The 22100-nt window shown below is 72.8% G+C and carries 23 protein-coding genes and 1 tRNA gene; 11 read left to right on the forward strand and 13 right to left on the reverse strand.

Annotated elements, in window-relative coordinates; translation table 11 throughout:
* Positions 1 to 6 precede the first annotated feature (6 nt).
* From AC1C2V_RS08075 to AC1C2V_RS08105, 7 genes are read right to left on the reverse strand one after another with little or no spacing between them, the layout of a single operon-like run.
* Positions 7 to 1047 carry an urease accessory protein UreD gene (locus tag AC1C2V_RS08075; RefSeq protein ID WP_495389059.1) on the reverse strand — a complete coding sequence of 347 codons (1041 nt, stop codon included), beginning with the start codon at positions 1045 to 1047 and terminating at the stop codon, positions 7 to 9.
* Positions 1044 to 1679 carry an urease accessory protein UreG gene (ureG, locus tag AC1C2V_RS08080; protein WP_495389060.1) on the reverse strand — a complete coding sequence of 212 codons (636 nt, stop codon included), beginning with the start codon at positions 1677 to 1679 and terminating at the stop codon, positions 1044 to 1046. The genes AC1C2V_RS08075 and ureG overlap by 4 nt, the downstream gene beginning before the upstream one ends.
* A gap of 58 nt (positions 1680 to 1737) precedes the next feature.
* Positions 1738 to 2433 (reverse strand): urease accessory protein UreF, encoded by a 696-nt coding sequence (locus AC1C2V_RS08085; RefSeq protein ID WP_495389061.1) that lies wholly within the window; start codon positions 2431 to 2433, stop codon positions 1738 to 1740.
* 8 nt (positions 2434 to 2441) lie between these two features.
* Positions 2442 to 4166 carry an urease subunit alpha gene (gene ureC, locus AC1C2V_RS08090; protein WP_495389062.1) on the reverse strand — a complete coding sequence of 575 codons (1725 nt, stop codon included), beginning with the start codon at positions 4164 to 4166 and terminating at the stop codon, positions 2442 to 2444.
* Positions 4166 to 4651: an urease subunit beta gene (locus tag AC1C2V_RS08095; RefSeq protein ID WP_495389063.1), complete on the reverse strand. Its 486-nt coding sequence runs from the start codon at positions 4649 to 4651 to the stop codon at positions 4166 to 4168. The genes ureC and AC1C2V_RS08095 overlap by 1 nt, the downstream gene beginning before the upstream one ends.
* A 51-nt stretch (positions 4652 to 4702) precedes the next feature.
* The gene (locus tag AC1C2V_RS08100; protein WP_495389064.1) at positions 4703 to 5608 is read right to left on the reverse strand and encodes a sirohydrochlorin chelatase family protein; all 906 of its coding nucleotides are present in this window, start codon (positions 5606 to 5608) and stop codon (positions 4703 to 4705) included.
* A gap of 3 nt (positions 5609 to 5611) precedes the next feature.
* Positions 5612 to 5917: an urease subunit gamma gene (locus AC1C2V_RS08105; protein WP_495389065.1), complete on the reverse strand. Its 306-nt coding sequence runs from the start codon at positions 5915 to 5917 to the stop codon at positions 5612 to 5614.
* 443 nt (positions 5918 to 6360) lie between these two features.
* Between AC1C2V_RS08105 and AC1C2V_RS08110 the strand changes: the two genes are divergently transcribed.
* From AC1C2V_RS08110 to AC1C2V_RS08135, 6 genes are all read left to right on the forward strand, one after another.
* Positions 6361 to 9615 carry an FUSC family protein gene (locus AC1C2V_RS08110; protein WP_495389066.1) on the forward strand — a complete coding sequence of 1085 codons (3255 nt, stop codon included), beginning with the start codon at positions 6361 to 6363 and terminating at the stop codon, positions 9613 to 9615.
* Positions 9616 to 9662: 47 nt separating this feature from the next.
* Complete coding sequence (locus AC1C2V_RS08115) at positions 9663 to 10181, forward strand: universal stress protein (protein ID WP_495389067.1); 519 nt, start codon at positions 9663 to 9665, stop codon at positions 10179 to 10181.
* The gene (locus tag AC1C2V_RS08120; protein ID WP_495389068.1) at positions 10181 to 10654 is read left to right on the forward strand and encodes a fluoride efflux transporter FluC; all 474 of its coding nucleotides are present in this window, start codon (positions 10181 to 10183) and stop codon (positions 10652 to 10654) included. The genes AC1C2V_RS08115 and AC1C2V_RS08120 overlap by 1 nt, the downstream gene beginning before the upstream one ends.
* Complete coding sequence (gene crcB / locus AC1C2V_RS08125) at positions 10651 to 11028, forward strand: fluoride efflux transporter CrcB (RefSeq protein ID WP_495389069.1); 378 nt, start codon at positions 10651 to 10653, stop codon at positions 11026 to 11028. Before AC1C2V_RS08120 ends, crcB begins: the two co-directional genes overlap by 4 nt.
* A 68-nt stretch (positions 11029 to 11096) precedes the next feature.
* Positions 11097 to 11170: transfer RNA gene (locus AC1C2V_RS08130), tRNA-Gly, on the forward strand.
* Between the two features lie 89 nt (positions 11171 to 11259).
* A complete protein-coding gene (locus AC1C2V_RS08135) occupies positions 11260 to 11796 on the forward strand; it encodes a nitroreductase family deazaflavin-dependent oxidoreductase (protein ID WP_495389070.1) in 537 nt (178 codons plus the stop codon).
* Here the strand turns inward: AC1C2V_RS08135 and AC1C2V_RS08140 are convergent.
* The 4 genes from AC1C2V_RS08140 to AC1C2V_RS08155 all read right to left on the reverse strand — a co-directional run bounded on the left by AC1C2V_RS08140 (position 11741) and on the right by AC1C2V_RS08155 (position 15464).
* Positions 11741 to 12493, reverse strand: coding sequence for an AraC family transcriptional regulator (locus AC1C2V_RS08140; protein ID WP_495389071.1), 753 nt, complete (start codon positions 12491 to 12493; stop codon positions 11741 to 11743). The genes AC1C2V_RS08135 and AC1C2V_RS08140 overlap by 56 nt on opposite strands.
* 46 nt (positions 12494 to 12539) lie before the next feature.
* Positions 12540 to 12842: a putative quinol monooxygenase gene (locus tag AC1C2V_RS08145; RefSeq protein WP_495389072.1), complete on the reverse strand. Its 303-nt coding sequence runs from the start codon at positions 12840 to 12842 to the stop codon at positions 12540 to 12542.
* 147 nt (positions 12843 to 12989) lie between these two features.
* Positions 12990 to 14057, reverse strand: a complete 1068-nt coding sequence (locus tag AC1C2V_RS08150) for a pirin family protein (protein WP_495389073.1) — start codon at positions 14055 to 14057, stop codon at positions 12990 to 12992.
* An 840-nt stretch (positions 14058 to 14897) separates the two neighbouring features.
* Positions 14898 to 15464: a DinB family protein gene (locus AC1C2V_RS08155; RefSeq protein WP_495389074.1), complete on the reverse strand. Its 567-nt coding sequence runs from the start codon at positions 15462 to 15464 to the stop codon at positions 14898 to 14900.
* Between the two features lie 52 nt (positions 15465 to 15516).
* Between AC1C2V_RS08155 and AC1C2V_RS08160 the strand changes: the two genes are divergently transcribed.
* Complete coding sequence (locus tag AC1C2V_RS08160) at positions 15517 to 16119, forward strand: TetR/AcrR family transcriptional regulator (RefSeq protein WP_495389075.1); 603 nt, start codon at positions 15517 to 15519, stop codon at positions 16117 to 16119.
* A gap of 16 nt (positions 16120 to 16135) precedes the next feature.
* On the opposite strand, the gene AC1C2V_RS08165 is transcribed toward AC1C2V_RS08160, so the two are convergent.
* Positions 16136 to 17008, reverse strand: a complete 873-nt coding sequence (locus AC1C2V_RS08165; RefSeq protein WP_495389076.1) for a sugar phosphate isomerase/epimerase family protein — start codon at positions 17006 to 17008, stop codon at positions 16136 to 16138.
* A 200-nt stretch (positions 17009 to 17208) separates the two neighbouring features.
* Between AC1C2V_RS08165 and AC1C2V_RS08170 the strand changes: the two genes are divergently transcribed.
* Both AC1C2V_RS08170 and AC1C2V_RS08175 read left to right on the forward strand, forming a co-directional pair.
* Complete coding sequence (locus tag AC1C2V_RS08170; protein WP_495389077.1) at positions 17209 to 17853, forward strand: HAD family hydrolase; 645 nt, start codon at positions 17209 to 17211, stop codon at positions 17851 to 17853.
* A 51-nt stretch (positions 17854 to 17904) separates the two neighbouring features.
* Positions 17905 to 18897: a phosphotransferase family protein gene (locus AC1C2V_RS08175; RefSeq protein ID WP_495389078.1), complete on the forward strand. Its 993-nt coding sequence runs from the start codon at positions 17905 to 17907 to the stop codon at positions 18895 to 18897.
* Between the two features lies 1 nt (position 18898).
* On the opposite strand, the gene AC1C2V_RS08180 is transcribed toward AC1C2V_RS08175, so the two are convergent.
* Complete coding sequence (locus AC1C2V_RS08180) at positions 18899 to 19762, reverse strand: GAP family protein (protein WP_495389079.1); 864 nt, start codon at positions 19760 to 19762, stop codon at positions 18899 to 18901.
* Positions 19763 to 19893: 131 nt separating this feature from the next.
* Between AC1C2V_RS08180 and AC1C2V_RS08185 the strand changes: the two genes are divergently transcribed.
* Together AC1C2V_RS08185 and AC1C2V_RS08190 are read left to right on the forward strand one after the other, a co-directional pair.
* The gene (locus tag AC1C2V_RS08185; RefSeq protein ID WP_495389080.1) at positions 19894 to 21285 is read left to right on the forward strand and encodes a sensor histidine kinase; all 1392 of its coding nucleotides are present in this window, start codon (positions 19894 to 19896) and stop codon (positions 21283 to 21285) included.
* The gene (locus AC1C2V_RS08190; RefSeq protein ID WP_495389081.1) at positions 21282 to 21992 is read left to right on the forward strand and encodes a response regulator; all 711 of its coding nucleotides are present in this window, start codon (positions 21282 to 21284) and stop codon (positions 21990 to 21992) included. Before AC1C2V_RS08185 ends, AC1C2V_RS08190 begins: the two co-directional genes overlap by 4 nt.
* The last annotated feature ends 108 nt before the right edge of the window (positions 21993 to 22100 follow it).

The raw sequence follows: 22100 nt of genomic DNA on the forward strand, positions 1-22100 counted from the left end.
CCTGCCTCAGGTCTTCCGGATCTTCGGAGCGTCGTGCCCGGTGAGCCGGCGGCGCAGCGTGCGCCAGGCGGCCGTGGTCGTCCGGAGCACGTCCTGCGTGTCGTCCCCGAGGATGCGGATCCACACCCCGGCGTCGCCGGGGAGCGCGGAGACCCCGACCAGCACGCCGGGCGGCGACGACTCCAGCTCGCGGTGCAGCAGGTCGCTCAGCTCGGCGGCCGGGGCCATGGGGGTCAGCACGTACAGCATGGCGACGACGTCGTGGTCGTCGAGCACCGCGAGACCGCCCGTCGCGCCATCGGTCGGGGTGAGGCGCACGCGGTCGATCGCGACGATCTCGCCGCCCGGGCGACGCACCTCGACGTCCGACGCGAGGACCGTGTACGCGTGCCGCTCCCCACGCGCGAGGCGCCCGCTGACGAGCGTCTCGCCGAGGAGCAGCGTGGCCGAGGGCGCGAGCTCGACGCGCGTGCGCTGGTAGAGACGCGAGTCGGCGAATGCGATGACCGGGTCCGGCAGGTACTCGACGTACGCGTCGTCGTCGACCCGGATGTTCGTCTGGGCCACCGCGTAGTCGTACTCCATGCGCAGCGCGCGCGTGTACGCCGACGTCGTGACGTGCGCCGACGTGCCGGGGCCGAACCCGAGGTCGGTGCGCAGCCGGTCGCCCTGCATGATCCCGGCGCCCGTCGCCATCAGGTAGGTGTACGGCATGTCGGGGCGCGCGAGGTCGTAGTAGAGCGGCCGCATGATCTGCAGCGGCGACTTCTGGTAGTGCTCGACGAGCTCCGTACCGTGCCCCGTCCGGGCGAACTCGAGCTCGAGCATGCCGACCTTCCCGGGGCTGCCGCTGGGCAGGGTGTCGGGCACCCCGCTGTGCCGGCGCACCTCGAGCGGGATGCGGTCGGGCTCGTAGTGGGCCCGCTCGAGCCGGGGCCCGCCGTACCCGGCCGCGGGGCCCGCGCCCCGCAGCGGGACCACGTCGCCACCCCCTCGCGGGTCGGGGCCGCCGGCTGGCACGTCGTCCTCGACGGGCTGGGCGCTCATCGGGCCAACGCGGCGGAGCGGGCGTCCCAGACGGCGAGGATCTCCTCCTGGAGCCGGTCGATGCCCTCGCCCGTCAGGGAGTTGGTCAGCACCACGGGCTTGCCGTCGCGCACGCGGATCGCGTCCGACTCCATGACCGCCAGGTCGGTGCGCACGTACTGCGCGATGTCGATCTTGTTGATGACGAGGATGTCCGAGCTGGTGATCCCCGGGCCCCGCTTGCGGGGCATCTTCTCGCCCTCCGACGTGTCGAGCACGAAGACGAAGACGTCCGCGAGCAGCGGCGAGTACGTGAGCGTCAGGTTGTCCCCACCGGACTCGTACACGATGGTGTCGACGTCGGGGAAGCGCTCGATCATCTCGGCGCCGGCCGCGAGGTTCATGGTCGGGTCGTCGCGGACCGCGGTGTGCGGGCACGCCCCGGTCTCGACGCCGACGACGCGCTCGGGGTCGAGGATGCCCGCGAGCTCGCGGCGCACGTGCTGCGCGTCCTCCTGCGTGTAGATGTCGTTGGTGATGACGGCGGGCTGGCGACCCGCCGCCAGGAGGCGCGGCACGAGCGCCTCCGCGAGCGCGGTCTTGCCGGAGCCCACGGGGCCGCCGATGCCGATCCTCAACACGTTGTCGCTCATTCGTCCACCGTCTCTCTCGTCGGTCTGATCTCGGGTCGGTGCGGTCTCAGGTGAGACCTCAGCTCGCGAAGAGCCGCGCCTCGGCCCGCTCGTGCTGTGCCGACATCACGTCGGCCATCGGGACGAACCCGCCCATGTCCTCCAGCTCGCGGTCGACCGCGTCGGCCGCCGCCCGGGCGATGACCGGGCCCACGGCGTGCAGCGCGACCTGCACCTTCCGGTGGTCCGCGAGCTGCAGGCGCAGCGCCGCCCCGAGGAAGCTCACGGCGAACGCGGACAGGTCGGACGCGACCGCCTGCTCGGTGCCCACGCCCGCCGCGGCGTACGCGACCGCCGTCGCGACCGGCTGGCACCCGGGCGTCTCCTTGGCCACCACGGCCCGGCCCCACTCCGTGAGGCCGGGCCCGCCGATCGACTCGAGCGCGATGTCCGTGAGCTGGTGACCGCTGCGCACCGACGCACGACGCATCTCGGCGTTGAGCTTCGTGGCGAACAGCATCCGGTCCACGAGCCGCACGCGCTCCCAGTCGTCGGCCTGCGCAGCCTCGTGGGCCCGGGCGAGCGCCGTGGCGTCGCCCGGGCCTACGGAGTGCAGCAGCAGGCCCCGCAGCAGCCCCTCGACGCCCGCCGGCTCGACCTCGTCCGCCTGGCTGAAGCCCTCCAACCCGTGCGACATCGTGTAGAAGCCGCTCGGGAACGCGGAGTCCGAGAGCTGGAGGCTGACCAGGAGGTCTCGTACGGCGGCCGACGACATGCCCGGCCTCAGGCGAGGAAGAACAGCTGGGACATGGGCAGCGAAGCGGCCGGCTCGATGTGCGCCCGCTTCCCGTCGAACGTCACCTTGTACGTCTCGGGGTCGACCTCGATGACGGGCGTCTCGCCGTTGCGGACCATGTGCTCCTTCCCTATCCCCCTGCAACGGCGCACCGGCAGCACCTGGCTCTTGATCCCGAGCTGCTCCGGGACGCCCTTGTCGATCGCGGCCTGCGACATGAACGTGACGCGGGTCGCCTGCTGGGCAGGGCCGAAGGCGCCGAACATCGGCCGGTAGTAGACGGGCTGCGGCGTGGGCAGCGACGCGTTCGGGTCGCCCATGAGCGCCCAGTTGATGAGGCCGCCCTTGACCACCATCCGCGGCTTGACCGCGAACGAGTCGGTCGGCCAGAGCACGATGTCCGCCAGCTTGCCGTCCTCGAGCGAGCCGATGTAGTCGGCCACGCCCTGCGTGATGGCGGGGTTGATCGTCACCTTGGCGAGGTAGCGCAGCACGCGGAAGTTGTCGTTGCCCTCGGTGTCCTCGGGCAGCGGCCCACGCTGGTCCTTGCTGTGGTGCGCGGTCTGGAACGCGCGGGTCACCGACTCGCCGATCCGCCCCATCGCCTGAGAGTCCGACGAGAACATCGAGAGCACGCCCTCGTCGTGCAGCACCGTCTCGGCCGAGATGGTCTCGGCTCGCACGCGCGAGTCCGCGAAGGCGACGTCCTCCGGGATGTCGTGCGCCAGGTGGTGACACACCATGACCATGTCGAGCAGCTCGTCAACCGAGTTGACCGTGTACGGCAGCGTCGGGTTCGTCGACGACGGCAGCACGTTCGGGTAGCCCGCCGCCTTCATGATGTCCGGCGCGTGCCCGCCTCCCGCACCCTCCGTGTGGTACGTGTGAATCGTCCGGCCGTCGATCGCCGAGATGGTGTCCTCGACGAAGCCCGCCTCGTTGAGGCTGTCGGTGTGTATCGAGACCTGGACGTCGTACTCGTCGGCCACGGACAGCGCGTTGCGGATGACGGCGGGCGTGGAGCCCCAGTCCTCGTGGACCTTGAGCGACGACGCGCCGGCCTCGATCTGCTCGACGAGCGCAGCGGGCAGGGATCCGTTGCCCTTGCCGTGGAAGCCCATGTTGACCGGCATCTCCTCGGCCGCCTGGATCATGCGGTGGAGATGCCACGCGCCGGGCGTCGTCGTGACGCCGTTCGTCGCGTCCGTCGGCCCGGTGCCGCCGCCGAACAGCGTGGTGATGCCGTTCGACAGCGCCGCCTGTGCCTGCTGCGGCGAGATGTAGTGCACGTGGCTGTCGATCGCTCCCGCGGTCGCGATGCAGTGCTCGCCCGAGAGGACCTCGGTCACGGCGCCGACGACGAGCCGCGGGTCGACGCCGCTCTGCAGGTGCGGGTTCCCGGACTTGCCGATGCCGACGATCCGGCCGTCCTTGACGCCGATGTCGCCCTTGACGACACCGAGGACCGGGTCGAGGACGATCGCGTTGGTGATGACGAGGTCGAGCGCGCCCTGGGCGCTCGTCGCCTGCGGGTCGGCCGCCATCCCGTCGCGGGCGGACTTGCCGCCACCGTAGACGACCTCGTCGCCGTAGTGCCCCTCGTTGTAGTCCTTCTCGATCTCGATGACGAGGTTCGAGTCGGCGAGGCGGACCTTGTCGCCCGTCGTCGGCCCGAAGAGATCGGTGTACTGCTTGCGCGAGACGATGGCCATCAGCTCTTCCCCTTCCCGCGGCTGCCGCTCTTGCGGGCCGTCGGCTTGCTTGCCGCAGGCTTGCCTGCCGTTGACTTCTTTCCCGCCGGCGTGCGTGTCGGCTTGGCGGTCGGCCTGCCGTCGCTGAACTGGCCCTCGTGCAGGCGTACCAGCGAGTCGATGCGGGTCTGCCGTGCGTCGAGACCGCCGTCGACGAGGTTGTTGAACCCCACGGCGTGCCGCGTCCCGGCGTATGCGGTCAGCGTGACGTCGCGCGTGTCGCCCGGCTCGATCCGTACGCCGGTGCCGGCCGGGATGTCGAGGTGCATCCCGTAGGCCTTCTCCCGCTCGAAGAGCAGGGCGCGGTTGACCTCGAAGAAGTGGAAGTGGGACCCGACCTGCACCGCGCGGTCTCCCGTGTTGCTCACGGTGATCGTGACGGTGGGGCGACCGGCGTTGATCTCGATGTCGTCGCTCAGGTGGTGGTACTTGGGGCTGCCTAGCATCGTTCTTCCCTCCGCTGCGCGGGCGTGCATGACGCCGCGCGGACCGTTCGGTCAGTGGTGCGAGGCGAGGACCTCGTCGTGAGAGGCGTCGGGTGTGGACGTCTCGTGCGCCTCGTCGTGGTGGACGTGGGTATGGGCGGGTGCATGGGGGTGCGGGTGGTCGTGCGGGTGGTCGCGCCCCCCGCCGCCCTCCTCGAACGCGTGCGAGTGGGCGTACCCGTGCCCGTGGTCGGCCTGGAGGCCGGTGGCGATGCCGTCGTGACCGTGGGACAGGTCGTGCAGCGCGGCGTCCACCCGCTGCCCGACGACGTGGAGCAGGCCCTGGCGGGACACGAGCGGCCCGTACCAAGAAGCGTGCTCCGCCTCCCCGAGGCCGGCGGGCGCCGCGCGGGCGAACCCCGCAGGCACGACGACCACGTCGTCGGACCCCAGGAGGCGCGCCCGCCGGGCCGCCTCGGCGAGGTCGGCCCCGTCGTCGTAGCACGCCACCTCGACCTGGGCGACGCTGCCGTGCGTGCGCACGAGGTGGGCGACGCGGTAGAGCTCCGCGTCGTCGAACGGATTCGCCGCCGGTGCGGCGACGACCATCCCCGTGGCCGGACCGTGCGCCGCCACCTGGGTCGCGGCCCGCCGCAACCATGCGACGAGGTGGTCGATCGTGCCGAGGCTCACGCCCAGCGCGACCCGGCCTGCGCCGGGCCCTGACGCGACCCAGGCGAGCGCCTTCGCGGCGTCCGCGACCATGACGGGGTCGCGGCCCCATGTCATGGGCAGCACCGCCACCGGGCCGTCCCCCGCCGCGAGCAGCCCGATCACGGCCTCGTGGAGCGGCCGGCCGGCCGGGGTCGCGACGGCGCCCGGCAGGGCGTCGAGGAGCGGCTCGAGCTCGGCCCCGCCGGCACTCTCGTGCCCTCCGACGAGGATGATCCGAGCGGTGCCCCCCGGCGTCGACGGCATGCCTCAGGCCGCCACGGGGTCGTGGCAGGAGACGAGCTTGCTGCCGTCGACGAACGTCGCCTCGACCTGGAGCAGCGCGAGCCGCTCGCGGACGCCCGGCATGCAGTCGCCCTCCCCGACGACGTGCTTGCCCAGCTCCATGCACTCGGCGACCGACTTGCCGTCGCGCGCCGCCTCGAGGATGGCCTCCGAGATGAGGGCCTGTGCCTCGCTGAGGTTGAGTTTGGTGCCCCGCTCGCGGCGACGCCGCGCGAGGTCCGCAACCTGGTAAACCATCAGTTTGTCGATCTCTCGTGGAGTGAGGTTCATGGCCTGCCCGACTTCCGGAAAGTAACGGCTGGAACGATACGAACCAGCCCTGACGTGTCGTCTTTCGAAGATACCTGGGCCGCCCCGACCCACAACCGGAGAAGGAACGCACGGCTCTGACCAGGGCATTCACTGTTAACCAGTCACCGATTCCGCATTGTCGGTGCCTGGTGAAAACTCCTGCTAGCACGGCAGAGAAACCGTCCCGCGGCCTTTCGCAGGACGGGGGCGGTGCGCTCGTCTACCGTGGGCGGGTGGAAACCGTCTGGTTGATTCTCGGGATCGTTATTCTGGCCGCGACGCTTCTCGACGTTTTCCTCACGGCGCTCAACTATGACGAATCGGGCTTTATCGCCGGGCGCGTCTCAAGCCTGCAATGGCGGGGCCTGCGTCGGGTGACCCGACGCATGTCGAGGCGCTGGCGACCGGTCGCACTGCGTCAGGTGACGGGCCTGCAGATCGTCGGGGTCGTCGTCGTATGGCTGTTCGGGGTCATCCTCGGGTACGGGCTCATCTACTACGGGCTCATGACAAGCTCCTCATTCTCCGCATCTGGCACAGATGCCGCATTCAATTTCTTCGGCGCCTTGTACTTCAGCGCCGCACAGCTCGCGACGGTCGGCGGGTCCTATCTCACCGCCGAGACCGACGTGCTGCGCTTCCTCAGCATCGCCGAGTCCCTCACCGGCGTCGTCCTCGTCTCCCTGATCCTCACCTTTCTGCTGGGTGTCTACTCGGTCATCGGCGACCTCAGCGCGCTGTGCACCCGGTTCTTCAGCGCCGAGCGCGGCGCCGGGTCCCCCGTTGCGAGCCTCGGTCCCTACTTCAACGACGGGCAGCCCAGCGGCCTCGACGGGCACCTCGACGGCATCGCCGGCTCCTTCGCCTCGTACAGCGACGGATTGCGGCTGCACCACTCCGCCTACTACTTCCAGAGCGGTCGGGACCGGTTCGCCCTCCCGTACGCGGTGCGCATGCTGGGCGGGACGCTGGGCGCGGTGCGCTGGGGCCTGCCGTCCGGGCACCCCGCCACGACGCAGCCCGGGCTCGTGCCCCTGACATTCCAGTTCCTCGAGTTCGGCGAGTACCTCGAGCGCACCGCGCACTGGAAGAGCGTCGGCGTCCCCGAGGTGGTCGGGCCCGAGGAGTTCGCACGCCTCGTCGCGGACCCGCACCTGCGCGACGAGTGGGTCGCCCGGTTCGTCGCGCTCGACCGCGACATGGCCGCGCTCGCGGGCCTGACGCCGCTCGCCGACGTCGACGACGCCTACCGCCGGTACGCGCAGTGGCTGCCCTTCGCCTACCGCGCGCAGCAGATCACGCTCGCGGTGAGCCGCGACCTGGACTACCAGCCGATCATCATGTCGGACACGCCCGTCTCGATCCTGCACGCCGACGACTTCGCCCTGCGGAGCCTCGCGGAAGAGCAGCCGGTGCCCACGCCCCCGCCCGGCCCGCAGGACACGGAACCGCACAGCCACCTCTCCCGGTGGCGCACGTTCGTCGGCCGGCACATGTCGCTCGTCGACCCGGGGCACGCCCGCCTGCGCGCGGCCGTGCGAGCGGCGACGGCGGCAGCGGCCGCCGTCGCGTCCCTCTACCTGCTGTTCGACGCCCTCGGGGAGAACGCGGTCCAACCGGCGTTCTTCGGCGGCTTCGTCGCCATGCTCAGCACCGGCATCTCGGGCGACAAGACCGTCCGCGGCCGCAAGGTGACGAGCCTGCTCGTCGTCGTACCGGTCGCGCTCGTGGTGCTGCTCGGCGCGCTCGCCTCGGGGTCGTTCGTCTGGACGAGCGTGCTGCTGATGGCGGTCGCCCTCGTGAGCGTCGGGGCGGGACGCTTCGGCCCGCGCTGGGCATCGATCGGCCGCGTGACCTTCATGTCGTACTACTTCGCCCTCATCCTGCGGCTCGAGCTGTCGGACGTGCTGCTCTTCACGGCGGCGGCGGTGCTCGGTACCGCCTGGGCCTACCTCCTCAACCACGTGGTGCTCGCCGAGCGCCCGCGCAGTGTGCTGCGCCACGGGGTCGAGAGCTTCGGCGAGCGCCTCGTGACGTCGATGGACGCACTCGTCGACGCCGTGTCATGGGCCCGGTGGGACGTGGACGTGCGCAAGCGCGTCGCGCTCGACACGCGCCAGCTGCACCGCGGTGCGTCGTTCCTCACCGGGCAGCTGACCGGGGAGCCGGGCGCCACCGGCGTGGACCGCGCGCACGGCGCGCTCCTGCGCCTGCGGGTCTTCGACACCGAGCTCGCCGCCGTGAACCTCGCGGTCGCGGCGCGCGCCGTCACGGGCACCACCGTGCAGCTCGAGCTGCGCGGGCGGCTCGCAGGCCGCCTCGAGCTCCTGCAGGCGCACCTCCAGGCGCTCGTCGACCTCCCGCCGGGCGACGCGGCACCGCCGTCCGCACCCTGGCCCGACGAACCTCCCCCAGCCACCTGGCCGCCGCAGGCGCGCGCGCTGCACCACGCCACTGACGAGCTCTACCGCGCCACGACCGCCCTGCGCGACGCCGCGCTCGCAGCGCTCGACCCCGAGGCGCCGCCGTTGACGCGCCCCGACACCGACGACCTCGCGGACGCGGACCAGCTCGCACGGCTCGAGGAGCCGGCGCCCACCGCGGCGTCCGCCGCGGGCGGCCGGCGGCTCGCACCGCCGACGCGGCGCGCGGTGCAGGCGGCCCTCACGACGGGCGCCGCGCTCCTGATCGGCGACGCCGTGTCCGCGACCCATCAGTACTGGGCGGCGCTGGCGGCGTACCAGGTGCTCGGGGGCACGGACGGCGAGACCTTCGTCAAGGGGGCGCAGCGCATCATCGGGACCGTCTTCGGCGCCGCCGCCGGGTTCGGGGTCGCGATCTGGACCGGAGGGGACCCGGCCGTCATCGTGCCGCTGCTCGCCGTGGCCGTCTTCGCCTCGACGTATTACCGGCCCGTGTCGCCGGCCGTATCGATGTTCTGGACGACCATGATCTTCGCGCTCATCTACGAGTTCCTGGGGCGCCTGACGACGCTCGCGCTCGAGATCCGGGTGCTCGAGACCCTGATCGGTGCCGCGGTCGCCCTGCTCGTCGCGTGGCTCGTCCTGCCGACGCACACACGCTCCAAGCTCGACCACGACATGACGACGCTCGTCACGGACATCCGCGTCGTCGTCCTCGCGAGCCTGGGGCGCCTGGGCGGGGACACGGAGATCTCGAAGACCGCGATCGAGCGGCGGCTCCTGAGCCTCGACCAGCACGTGCGCCAGGTCAACGTCACGGCCGCTCCGCTGCGGCGCGCGTCGGGCTCGCTCGAGGTCGGCGGCATCGAGTCGCAGCTCACGGCCGTGTGGTCGCTGACGTACAACACGCGCCGCCTGGTGCGCGCCGTCGAGCAGGCCGTGGACGAAGGCGTGGGCCCTGGAACCGAGGACTGGCCCGGGCTGCGACGCCTCACGGGCGACAACCTCTCGGCGCTCACCGTGGCGCTCGCCGGCAAGCTCCCCGGGTCGGTGCACGACGACCTCGATCTCGGGAGCGAACCCGGCTCCGCCGAGCCGCCCGCGCGTCCGGAGGACGCCGTGCTGCGTCAGCTCGAGTCCATCAACCAGACCACCCTGCTCCTGCTCAGCACCATCTCGCCGGGCGCCGTGAGCGCCGGCAGATCCTCCGACGGGGCGGTGCCGGCCGGCACGGCGTCGCCGGGCGCAGGCTGACAGGCGCTCGAAGGGCATGGCCGGAGGGTCGGCCCTACGCTCGGGGCATGGGAGAGAACAGCGGGTTCGATCCGCAACCAGTTGTCCTCGGCGTCGCCCCCGGGCAACCCGACCACATCCTGCACGACGCGGCCCGCTTCGCGACGCAGTTCGGCACCGAGCTGATCTGCGCTTACGTGAATGCGGGGCGGTTCGCGGTGTCGGAGGGCGCGGACGGGCAGATGACCTCGTCCTCGATCGACCCGGACTTCCACGACACACGCGAAGACGAGTTCGACCCCGCGCTCGCGGCGCACCTGGCCTCGGTGCTCGACCGGAGCGGCGTGCGGTGGAGCACCCGGCTGCTGGTGGGCGACACCGCCCAGGCCCTGGGCCACCTCGCGGAGACGGTCGACGCGGCGATGATCGTCGTCGGCACGCACGAGCGCGGGTTCGGCGGCGGCGTCCAGGAGTTCTTCAACCGGTCGATCGCGGTGCACCTCGCGCACCGCCAGAACCGCCCCGTGGTGGTCGTCCCCGCCCGGCCGGCGGGTGTCGAGTCCCCCCTGCCCTGGATGTCGGACTGATGGCCGCGGAGGCCAGGCCCAGCTACCTGCGCTGGGCCTCCATCGGCATCGTCATGCTCGGCGGCGCGTTCGGGGCCGCAGGTCGCGAGGGCGTGACGCTCGCGGTGCCGGACATCGACGAGCTGCCCATCGCGATCCCGATCGTCAACATCGTCGGGGCATTCCTGCTGGGCTACCTCTACGAGGCCGTGGCCCGCCGCCTGCCCGACGACCCGCTCGGACCCCGGCTCAAGCTCCTCCTCGGGACGGGCTTCTGCGGCGGCTTCACGACCTACAGCTCGCTGGCCACCGACACCGCGGTCCTGCTCGACAAGTCACGCGTCGACCTCGCCCTGATCTACGTCCTCGCGACGGTTCTGATCGGTGCGGTCGCGACCTTCACCGGCATCGTCGTGGCGACCAAGGTCAACGCCCGCAAGCAGACCGCCGACCAGACCGCCGACCATTCGACCGACCAGGGGGCGACGCGATGACCCTCGGTGTCTTCCTCCTCCTCGCGGTCGCGGGCGGCCTGGGCGCGGGCACGCGCTTCGTGGTCGACGGGCTCATCCGCTCCAAGATCAAGACCGCCTTCCCCTGGCCCACCGCGATCATCAACATGACCGGGTCGCTGGTGCTGGGCGTCCTCACGGGCCTGGTCGTCAGCAAGTTCGCCTCGACCGACGTCAGCGCGGTCATCGGGACGGGCTTCCTGGGCGGCTACACCACGTTCAGCACCGCGAGCTACGAGGCCGTCCAGCTCATCAAGCAGAAGCGCTACGGCACGGCCCTCGCCTACTCGATCGGCATCGTCGTGGTGTGCGTGGCGCTGGCCTACCTCGGCTACCGCTGGGGCGCCGCCCTCTGACGCGGGTTCGAAGCATCCGCTCGTGTTGGGTATGCTCGGGGCGCGCACATCGTCTACGGTGCTGCTGCGCGGGTGTAGTTCAATGGTAGAACTTCAGCTTCCCAAGCTGATAGCGCGGGTTCGATTCCCGTCACCCGCTCCACCACGAGGGTCAGATCAGAGCAAGCGCTCAGGTCTGGCCCTTTGTCGTGTGCGGGCGCGGTGGATCAGGACAGCGGTAGGTTCGCGCGCATGAGCCTCGCCTCCCGCGCGCTGCACACCCGGTGGTTCGTCCGCGCCCCGATCTGGCTCTTCCGCGCCGGGTTGGGCTTCCTCGCCGGCGGGCGGCTGCTGATGATGCAGCACCGCGGGCGCACCAGCGGGCAACGGAGGTACGTCGTCCTCGAGGTCGTCGCGCGCCCGGCGCCGGATGTCGCCGCCGTGGTCGCCGGACTCGGGCCGCGGTCGCAGTGGTACCGCAACGTCCAGGCCGACCCGCGCGTGCTCGTCTCGATCGGGACGCGGCGCGACGCGCAGGCGCGGGCGGTCGTCCTCGCGCCCGGTGACGGCGCCGCCGTCCTGCGCGCGTACACCGCCGCCCACCCCGGCCCCTGGGCGCAGCTGCGCCCGGTGCTCGCCGAGTGGGCCGAGCCGCTCGCCCGCGAGCGCGGCGAGCCCGACTGGCTGTGCGTGGTGCCCGTGGTGGAGCTGCGGCTCGCGGCACCTGGTTCGGTCAGGGGAGAAAGCTGGCCCGGTACTCCGTCGGCGTACGGCCGGTCAGCTCCCTGAAGGCGGCGTTGAACGCCGACAGCGAGGTGTACCCGACCCTGAAGGCGATCGTGGTGACCGGGGTGTCACCCGCGGCGAGCTCCTCGATGGCGCCCAGCACCCGCATCCGGCGCAGGACCGCCCGCCAGGACATGCCGGCCTCCTCCTCGAATCGCCGGGCCAGCGACCGCGGCGCGAGGCCGACCTCGACCGCCAGGTCCTCGAACCGGACCTCACCGCCGCGACGCTGCTCCGTCAGCTCGAGGGCCCGGCGCAGCTCCGGTGATCGTCCCGCCGGCACGACGACCGGGCTCGGCTGCCGGGCGAGCCGCCAGGTGACCGCGGCGAGCGCGGCGAACAGCGTCTCTGCGTACGCCGTGAGAGGTTCGTCGCCCTCGCCCCACGTACGGCACTCGGTCAGGAGCGCGCGTGCCAGCGGGTCGAGGTCGAACACGGTCAGGGGCGCCGGCGGCGGCGGGGCGAAGCCGGTGTCGAACAGGATCGACGCGGTCGTCACCGGCCGCGGGATACTCACCCGGATCGGCTCGCCCGCCTCGATCAGCGCGGCCCGCGCCGGCGGCAGCAACCACGCCTGGCCCTGCGCCTCCAGCCGGAGGGTCCCGGCCGAGGCGCAGAGCAGGTAGTGCCGGTCCACGCACAGGTCGCGAGGGGGCTCCGGCGCGAACGTGCGGACGAAGCTGTACGCCCCGCGGGTCATCGACGGTCTCGCACAGGCCGAGCCTAGAGGCCGGGCGCGACGCCGGTCAGGCCACCGCCTCCAGCAGGTCGGCGTGGAAGCGCCGGCTCACCGGGGCCTCGATCATCAGCGGCCGGATCACCTCGCCCGATCGCGCGAAGGTGTCCGACCCCAGGTAGCCGGCGAACGACGCCTCGTCGTCCCACTCGTGGATCACCGTGACCGCGGTGTCGTCCGCACGTGCGGCATAGACCCGGAAGGCGAGGTTGCCCGGCATGGCCCGTACCCGGCGAGCCTCCCCGTCGAACTGGGCGAGGGCAGCGGGCCGGTCGGGGGCAGCAGTCCTGAAGTCGACGATCGCGATGAGCACGAGAACCTCCTGAGTAGTGCGGCGACGGGCCGCGGATCCGATGCCTCGATCCTCCGGCGGCATCCGCCCGGCACGCCTCCGCCGGCCGGACGCATTCACGCTCCCAGCGGACACCGATGCCAAGCCCCTGAGGCCGTGTGACGAGGGTCAGCGGTGGGAGCGCGGCCGCAGCCGGACGTCGGGCAGGGCCGGCGCACGCAGCGGCCCGCCCGCGTACCCGTGCACCTGACCGAACCGGCGACTCTCGGCGCCGGCGGCGTAGCGGGTGTCCGGCCCTGCGCCGGACCCTCCTGAGCCGGTCGACGGGTCGTCGGCCACCTGCGCCATCCAGTCGGCACGCGCCCGCGCGACGTCGTCGTGGCTGCCGCCCACGAAGTTCCACCACATGACGACGTCCTCGGTGAACGGCTCCCCGCCGATGAGGACGGCGCGCGCCGGCGTGTCCCCCGCGGTCACGACGAGCCGTTCCCGGCCGGGCGCCACGTAGCCGAGCTGGGCCGGCGGCACGGGCTCGTCCTCGAACGTCAGATCGCCCGCGTCGACCAGGAGGGCGTGCTCGAACGACGGGTCGGCGTCCAGCGTCACGGTGGCGCCGGCGGGCAGGTCGAGCTGGGCGCCGACCAGCGGCGTGTAGGTGCGCGCCGGCGACGCGAGCCGCCGCCCCGCGACGCCGAGCGACCCCAGGAAGACCTGCACCCGCGCGCCGTCCACCGTGGCCACGGGCAGGTCGGCGTGGTGCTCGAAGTGCGGGGCCGCCTCCCGGTCGGACGACGGCAGCACCGTCCACAGCTGCACGCCGTGCAGCAACGGCGGGCGCTCGTCGGCCGGCGACTCCTCGGAGTGGGAGATGCCGACGCCGGCCGTCATGAGGTTGAGCTCCCCCGGGCGCACGGTCTGCAGCGAGCCCACCGAGTCGCGGTGCAGGACCTCCCCGTCGAACAGCCACGACACGGTCTGCAGGCCGATGTGCGGGTGCGGCGGCACCTGCATGCCCGCCGACCTCCCGCCCGAGAGCGAGACGTCGTCGGGGCCGTAGTGGTCGCAGAAGCACCACGCGCCGACCAGGGAGCGCTGCCGCTGCGGGATGGTGCGGCGCACGTTCATCGCGCGCGGGCCGCCGAGCGGGACCTCGCGAGCCGTGAGCAGCTCGACGCCCGCGGGCCGGTCCCCGGCGGTGCAGGTGCGTTCCGTGGGCCGGGTCTCGAGGTTGCTCATGCAGGTGAGCGTAGGGCCGGCGGAAAAGCCGAGGCCCCCCGGGGCGGCCGGGGGGCCTCGGAGATGACCGCGTACCCCTGGTCGACGGTCCAGGGACCAGGGGCGCCGTGGCGACGTCACGACCCCGGCGGCTCGTCGGGTCTCCTCGAGGCCTGGTGCGTCGTCGCCCCTCCGAGACCCGTTCTCCACGAGCTGCCGGACGCGGGTGGTCTTCCGGCCCCGTACAGACACCTGTGTCGTCACCCACAACCCGCACCGCGGTACGGGACGGCCCGTCGTTCTCCGGTCGACCGTGTCCCGTGGAGGAGGCGCACGACCGTGCTTCGCAGGGGATCGCAGGCCCGATCTCCGCAAGACCGGTAGACACGTTTCTAGACCTGCATCGGGTGCTGTGCAAGGGGTGCGGAGCAGGTTTTCGGGGGTCAATCTCCGGTCACAGGTTCGTCCACAAGGTGACCCGCGGAATCCCCACACCGCCCACAGGCCTGTGGACAAAATTTGTGGACGACGCGCCGGGCGCGACACGCGTCGGCCCGACCACCGCCGACCACCGCGTGAGCCGCGCCGACGACCCGACGGCACGGCAGGCGATTGCTCTGGGCCCGGAAACCGCATGATCCCAACGTTCTTACGGGGCGAATCGGCCCGGCCGCGCCACCCTGCGAGGCGTTGCCGCACCCCCGCTACGCCCGTTCCAGCTTGGAACCCCGCAGGTGAGGGCACAGGACGGCACGAGCCCGCCATCACACATCAGCCTGTGGAAAGAACCTGTGGACGACGAAACCGTCACACCCAGGCAACCCGCCCCGGGCGCCTGCGCCTCCAGGCGCCGGTCGGGCGTCAGGCGCGCACGTCGTGCAGGTGGTGCACGATGTCGTGCAGGAAGTACTGCCCCAGCGTGCGCACGGTGAAGACCGACCCGTCCGACCGGCGGCCCGCGCGCTCCTCCTGGCCCGGCTCGACGGCATCGAAGGCCGCTGAAACCACCCGGCCGGCCACGTCGAGCTCGTCGGCAAGGGCGTCCGGGTCCTGGTGGGCGTAGTCGCCATCGAGGGCGGCGACGTCCTGGTCCCAGTTGGCGAACGCCGGGTCGTCCTCGGCGATCAGCTGCGCGAGCCGCTCGTCGAAGATCACGAAGACATCGCGCACGTGGGCGGCGTACTCGAGCGGCGACCAGACGTCGGGCCGCGGCCGCGCCGCGGCGTCCGGGCGGGCGAGCGCGGCGCGCCAGCGGGGCAGCGCCTCCCGCAGGGCCGGGCCGACGTCGGACGTGGCGACGTCCGCTGCGACGAACCCGCAGTCCGGGCACGCGCGCGCCAGCACCCAGGTCCAGTCCTTGGTGTCCGGCACGATGCCGTCCGGCTGCGCGGCGGGGGTCGGCTGGGACGGTCCGGTGGGCTCTGTCACACCGGCACCCTAGCGTCCCGAGGTGCTGACAACGGATGCCTATGATGTCAGCATGCCCAAGATCATCGGCAAGAGCCTGCACGAGCACCGGCAGATGACCCGGCACAAGTTGTTCACCGCGCTCTCGACGTTGATGTCCGAGCGCGGGTTCGACTCCGTCACGCTGGCCGACATCGCGATCGCGGCCGGCGTCGGGCGTACCGCGGTCTACAACCACTTCCCCGACAAGGAGGCGCTGCTGCTGGGCTTCATCACCCACGAGACCGAGCAGTACGCGCAGACCCTGGAGCGGGCGCTCGTCGAGGTGGACGACCCGGTGGAACAGCTCCGGACGTACATCCGCCAGCAGGCACAGCTCACCCGCGTCTTCCACCTCGCCCCGGGCCCCGACCTGCGCTCCGTGCTGTCGCGCACCACGCAGGCGCGGCTGCGGGAGCACGCGGAGATCGTGGAGTCCATCCTCAAGCGCATCCTGCGCGCCGGGATCGCCGAGGGCGAGTTCCCGGAGCAGGACATCGAGCCCACGGTGCAGCTGGTCAACGCCTGCCTGTCGGGTCGCCTCGTCCCGGACGAGCCCGCCGCGCGGGAGCGCGCCGTGCGCGCCACCGAGGCGTTCGTGCTGCGCGCCGTCGGCGCCCGGGGCGTCGCCGCCTGACGAGATCCTGCTGCGGTCACCACGCGTCGGCGGGCAGGTGGTGGTGCTCGGGCGGCGGCGGCTGGTACGGCTCCGGGACGGGAGCGAGGTGGGCCCGCGCGAAGTGCAGCGCCACCTCCAGGTCCGCGTGCCGCTCGCGGGCGCTGCGCGCCTTGCGGGTGGAGATCTCGACGACGACGTCCCCGGCGAAGTCCCGCCGCGACAGCTCCTCGAGCACCTTGTCGCAGGCCATGTCGCCGCGACCAGGGACCAGGTGCTCGTCGCGCCCCGACGCCGTCCCGTCCGCCAGGTGCAGGTGCCGCAGCCGGTCGCCGAAGTCGTCGACGAGCGTGATCCCGTCCTGGTGGGCGATCGCCGCGTGCGAGAGGTCGAGGGTGACGGCGTCGTAGTCGTGCTCGAGGGGATCCCAGCCGGGCAGGTAGGCCTTCAGCTCGCGCTCGCCGCGGGAGCGGGGCCGCCACGGGTACATGTTCTCCACCGCCACGATGACGCCGTCGGCCTGGTTGAGGCTGGCCTGGTTGAGCTCGTGCACCAGGTCCTGGAACTGCCGGGCGTACTTGTACTGCCAGCGGAACGGCGGGTGCACGACGACGGTCCTGGCGCCCAGCTCGCCGGCCATGTCGACGGTGCGGCGCAGCTTGTCCGCAGGCGCCCGGCCCCACACGCGCTGGCTCACGAGCAGCGTGGGCGCGTGCACCGACCGGATCGGCACGCCGTGCTCCTCGGCGAGATGCTTCAGGGCCGCCGCGTCCTGCGTGGCCTCTTCCGCCCACACCATGACCTCGACCCCGTCGTACCCGAGCTCGGCCGCGACCTCGAACGCGAACGCCGCGCGGCGCGGGTACACCGACGCGGTCGAGAGTGTCACGGGAATCCTCGCGCCGACCATGCTTCGCACGATAGCGGTCACTGCTGAACGGGAACTGACGAACGGCCGGCCGCCGGAGCCACGACCGTCGTCGGTTGAGCTTGTCGAAGCCAGCGGACCGTGGTTTCGACAAGCTCAACCGACGGTGCTGGTTTCGACAAGCTCAACCGACGGTGCTGGTTTCGACAAGCTCAACCGACGGTGCGGATAGGGTCGCGGGCATGGTGCGCGCAGTGGTGTTCGACGTCGGCGAGACCCTGATCGACGAGACCAGGATCTGGACCCGCTGGGCCGACCGGCTGGGGGTACCCGCCCTGACCTTGATGGCGGCGCTCGGCGGGTGCGCGGCGCTCGACCTCTCGCACCGACACGCCTTCGAGATGGTGCGGCCGGACGTGGACGTGCCCGCCGAGATCGAGCACTGGGCCCGCGACGACCCCGACGGGCTGCGGGAGAACTTCGACGCCGACGACCTCTACCCCGACGTGCGGGAGGCGCTGGCGGCGCTGCGGGCCGCCGGGCTCGCCGTCGTCGTCGCCGGGAACCAGCCGCCGCAGGCCCGGGCCGCGCTCGAGGCGATGGACCTGCCCGTGGACGCGATCCGCACCTCCGACGAGTGGGGGGTCCAGAAGCCGGATCCCGGGTTCTTCGCGAAGGTCGCCGAGCTCACCGGGGTCCCGGCCGCCGAGATCGCCTACGTCGGTGACCGGCTCGACAACGACGTCCTGCCCGCCGCCGACGCCGGGATGCGGCCGATCCTGATCCGCCGCGGCCCGTGGGGGTATCTGCACGCCGAGCGCCCCGATGCCGCGCGCGCCACGGTCGTCGACTCGCTGCTGGAGCTGCCCGCGCTGCTCGCGCCGTAGGCACGACCGGTGGTCGCGCGTCACGACGTGACGGGCACTACGCTCACCCGCGTGCTCACCAAGACGGCCGTCACCGACGATCAGGTCGCCGCGCTGCTCGCGCCGCTCGGGCCGGTGCGCCTGGTCGCACCGCTGACGGGAGGCCTGTTCGCGAGCGTGCTGCGCGCGGACCTCGCCGACGGGCGCTCCGTGGTGGTCAAGGTGACGGGCGCGGACACGTCCCGCCTGCTGCAGTACGAGCACGGCGTGCTCGGCACGGAGGCTGCCGTCGACCGGCTGGCGCGCGCGGCCGGGCTGCCCGTGCCGCGGGTGCTGCACGTCGACACCACGCGTGCCCACCTGGACGGCGACGCGCTGGTCACGACGTTCCTCGACGGCGGTCTGTGGAGCACCCTCGAGCTGGACCCGGCCGCGACCGGCCGCGCCCGCCGCTCCCTCGGCGGCTTCATGGCGACCCTGCACCGGATCACCGGCGACCGGTTCGGCTACCCCGCCCCCGAAGCCGGGCTGAGCGCCGCGACCTGGCCGGACGCGTTCGCGGCCATGGTGCGCGCCGCGCTCGACGACGCCGCGCGCTGGGGCGTGGCCCTGCCTGCCGGGCGGCTGCTCGACGCCGTCGAACGCCACCACGACCTGCTCTCCGCGATCACTACCGCCCGCCTCGTCCACGCCGACCTGTGGCCCGGCAACATCCTCCTCGACCCCGTCGAGCACACCCTCGTGGGCGCCCTCGACGGCGAGCGGGCGCTGTGGGGCGACCCGGTGTTCGAGCTGGTCGGCGCGGACCAGCTCGGCGCCGGTGCCGTGGACCCCGACCTGCTGGCCGGGTACCGCGATGCGGGCGGGGACCTCGGCGTCGGGGACGGCAGCCTCGGCTCAGGCGACCCCGAGGCCTGGCAGCGCCTGCGGCTGTACCGGGCGTACTTCGCCTGCCTGCTCGTGGTCGAGATCGTGCCGCGCGCCTACGCCGGCCCGTGGGTGGCGGACCACGAGCGCACGGCACGCGCCAACCTGGGGCGGGTGCTCGACGAGCTGGGCGTCTGAGTCACTGGATCCGCAGGGCGGTCCACCCAAGCGCCCCGAAGGCGTTGAGCGCGAGCAGCACGCCGATGATGCCCAGCACCCAGCCGGTCATCTCCGCGGCGTTCTTGGACAGCCACCCCTCCAGCCGGCGCAGCAGCGGGTCGACGGCGCGCGCCGCGACCAGCCGGCCCCCGAGCAGGAGCAGCGCCGGGAGCACCATCACCACGCAGTACGCGGCGAGGACGCCGACGCTCGTGCCGGTCGCGAGTTCCGACGTCGTGATCAAGCCGATCGCCGCCAGGTACGGGAGCATCGTGCCGACCTCGAGCGCCACCGCGCCGAGGGCGAGGCCCATGAGGGGCAGCAGCGACGTGCGCGGGCGCACCGCCGTCGAGGTCGTCGTCGACGTCGGTGCCAGCATGCCGGGCACCGGGCGGGCGTCGGCACCGCTCCCGCCGAGGCCACCGGACTCGATCCCCATGGCGCGCTCCCGCCAGCGGACCAGCCGCCCCGGGCGCGCGCCCTCGCGCTCCGCGCGCGCCCGGGCCCGCTTGCCGTCGAAGCGGAAGCTCAGCGCGAACAGCCCGATGCCGAGCAGGAGCTGCGCGATCATCGCGGGCCGCGACTCCAGCACGTCGCCGTACCGCTCCAGGAAGGCGCCGGCGCCGAGCAGCACCGCGACGCCCACCGCGAGGTAGAAGACCGCGACCGTGCCGAGGTAGGCGAGCATCCGCGCCGGGCGCACGCGGCCGGGGGCGAGCAGCAGCCAGACGGGGATCAGCAGGGTGCCGAAGCTGGTCGAGTCGATGAGCGCGAGCACCACGAGCGCGCCGGCCATGGCGCCGAGCCCGGCGCCCCCGAGCCCTCCGAGATCCAGAAGTTCCATGCCTCGATCCTGGCGGCGCGACGCCCGCCCGGTCGTCGGCCGAAGGAGTGATCCTCGCGCGTCGCGCGCCCCCGGCACGGATACCCCCTTCGGACGATCCCCCGGAGCCGCCCCTGTGCTGGGATGGGACGGTGACCACCGGACCCACCGCGACCACGCGCCTGCGCAGGCTGGTCGAGGTGTGGGGCGGCGACGACCGGCGCGGCGACGTCGCCAACGCCGTGACGCTGTTCGTCCTCGGCTGGTTGCTGCTGCAGGTCGGGCTGGTGGACATGTACACGGGGGATCCGCCGCTGGTCGCGCCGCCCGAGCCCTGGTGGCGGGTGGCGCTGCTGGCCGTGGGCTGCGCGATCACGCTGGCCAAGAGGGTCCGGCCGATGCTCGCACTGGCGGGTGGCGTGGTGGTGACCCTGGTCGACGTGGCGTGGGGCGGCAGCCTCGCGATCATGCTCGTGCTGTGGGACCTGCTGTTCGCGGCGGCGATGTGGTCCGGGTCGACGGCGCGCCGCTGGCTGTGGGGCACGGCGGTCACGCTCGCCGTCGGCGGCGCGGTCGCGGCCGGCGAGATCGAGCAGGACGTGCGCGCCTTCGTCTACGGGGGCCTGCAGTTCGGCGGGATCCTGCTGGTGCCGATGTGGTGGGCGGACAACGTGCGACAGAAGTCCGAGCTGGCCGGGCTGGAGCGCTCTCGGGCCGACGAGGCGGCGCGGGCCGCCGAGCTGGAGCGCGAGCGCGCGACGGACCTCGTCACGATCGCGGAGCTCGATCGGCACGAGGCCGTGCAGGCGGAGCGCGCCGCGATGGCGCGGGACCTGCACGACGTCATCGCCTCCCACCTGTCCACCATCGCGATCCACTCGGGGGCGGTGCTCAGCACGCCGCCGGACACGGACCGGGACCGGGCGGCGCTCGAGCAGGTCCGCGAGAGCTCCATCGCGTCGCTCACCGAGATGCGGTCCATGATCGAGCTCCTGCGCGCCGACGCCGCCCGCGACCCGCTCGCCGCACCCGGCGGGCTCGACCAGCTGGACGACCTGCTCGACACTGCCCGCGCGACGGGGGTCGACGTCACCCTCGACGACCCGGACGGCGTGGCGCGGGCGAGGCTGCCCGCCGCCGTCGGGCACACGGTGTACCGGATCGCGCAGGAGGCGCTGACCAACGCGCGCAAGCACGCGCCCGGAGCCCCGGTGACGGTGCGGCTCGAGCTGCTGGGCGGTGAGCGCGCCGCGGCGGGGGACGTCGTGACGCTGAGCGTCCGCAACCCCGCCCCGGCGGGCGCCACGGCCGGTGCTCTCGGGGCGAGCGACCCCGCCCTCAGCGCGGGCACGGGGATGATCACCATGCGCGAGCGCGCGGAGGCGCTCGGCGGCACGTTCGAGGCCGGGCCGGTGGACGACGGCGGCTGGGCCCTGCGCGCGCGGGTGCCGGCCGGGACGGAGACCGGCGGGGTAGCGACCGGCAGGGTAGCGACCGGCAGGGTAGCGACCGGCAGGGTAGCGACCGGACGGGAGGCCGGATGACGACGACCAGGAACGGGCGGACCGGCGGGAGCGCGCCCGTGCGCGTGCTGCTGGCCGACGACCACGCGGCGATCCGCGCCGGGTTGCGGCTGCTGCTGGACGCCGCCGACGACGTCGAGGTGGTGGGCGAGGCGGCCGACGGCATGGCGGCCGTGGCAAACGCGCGCGCGCTGCGGCCCGACGTCGTCCTCATGGATCTGCGCATGCCCGGCACCGACGGTATCGCGGCCACGCGCGCGATCACCGCGGAGGGCCTGGCCGACGTGCTGGTGCTCACCACGTTCGATCTCGACGAGTACGTGGACGGCGCCCTGCAGGCCGGGGCGGCGGGGTTCCTGCTCAAGACGGCCGAGCCGGCGGCGCTGCTCGACGCCGTGCGGCAGGTCGCGGCCGGCGACGGCGTGCTCGCCCCCGAGGTGACGCGGCGGGTGCTGGCCCAGCTCGCCGGGGGCGGCGCCGGCCGGCCCGCTCCCCGGGCGAACGACGCTCGGCCCGACCGGGACGACCCCCGGCTCGCCGACCTCACCCCGCGCGAGGTGGACGTGCTCGCCGCACTGGGGCGCGGGCTGTCCAACCAGGGCATCGCCGCGGAGTTTGTCATCACCGAGGCCACCGCGAAGACCCACGTCTCGCGGGTGCTGGCCAAGCTGGGCGTGGTGTCCCGCATGCAGGCGGCGATCGTCGCGCGCGACGCCGGCCTGGCCTGAGCAGCCCTGGCACTCGTCCCCGCGCAGGCGTCTGTGTTTTCACTCCTGTCGGCGCGCCGGAATTCTCTCCTCGCCAGCGATCACGACTCCTGTGTCACGGGAGTCTCC

The sequence above is a fragment of the Isoptericola sp. Y541 genome (assembly GCF_059445465.1).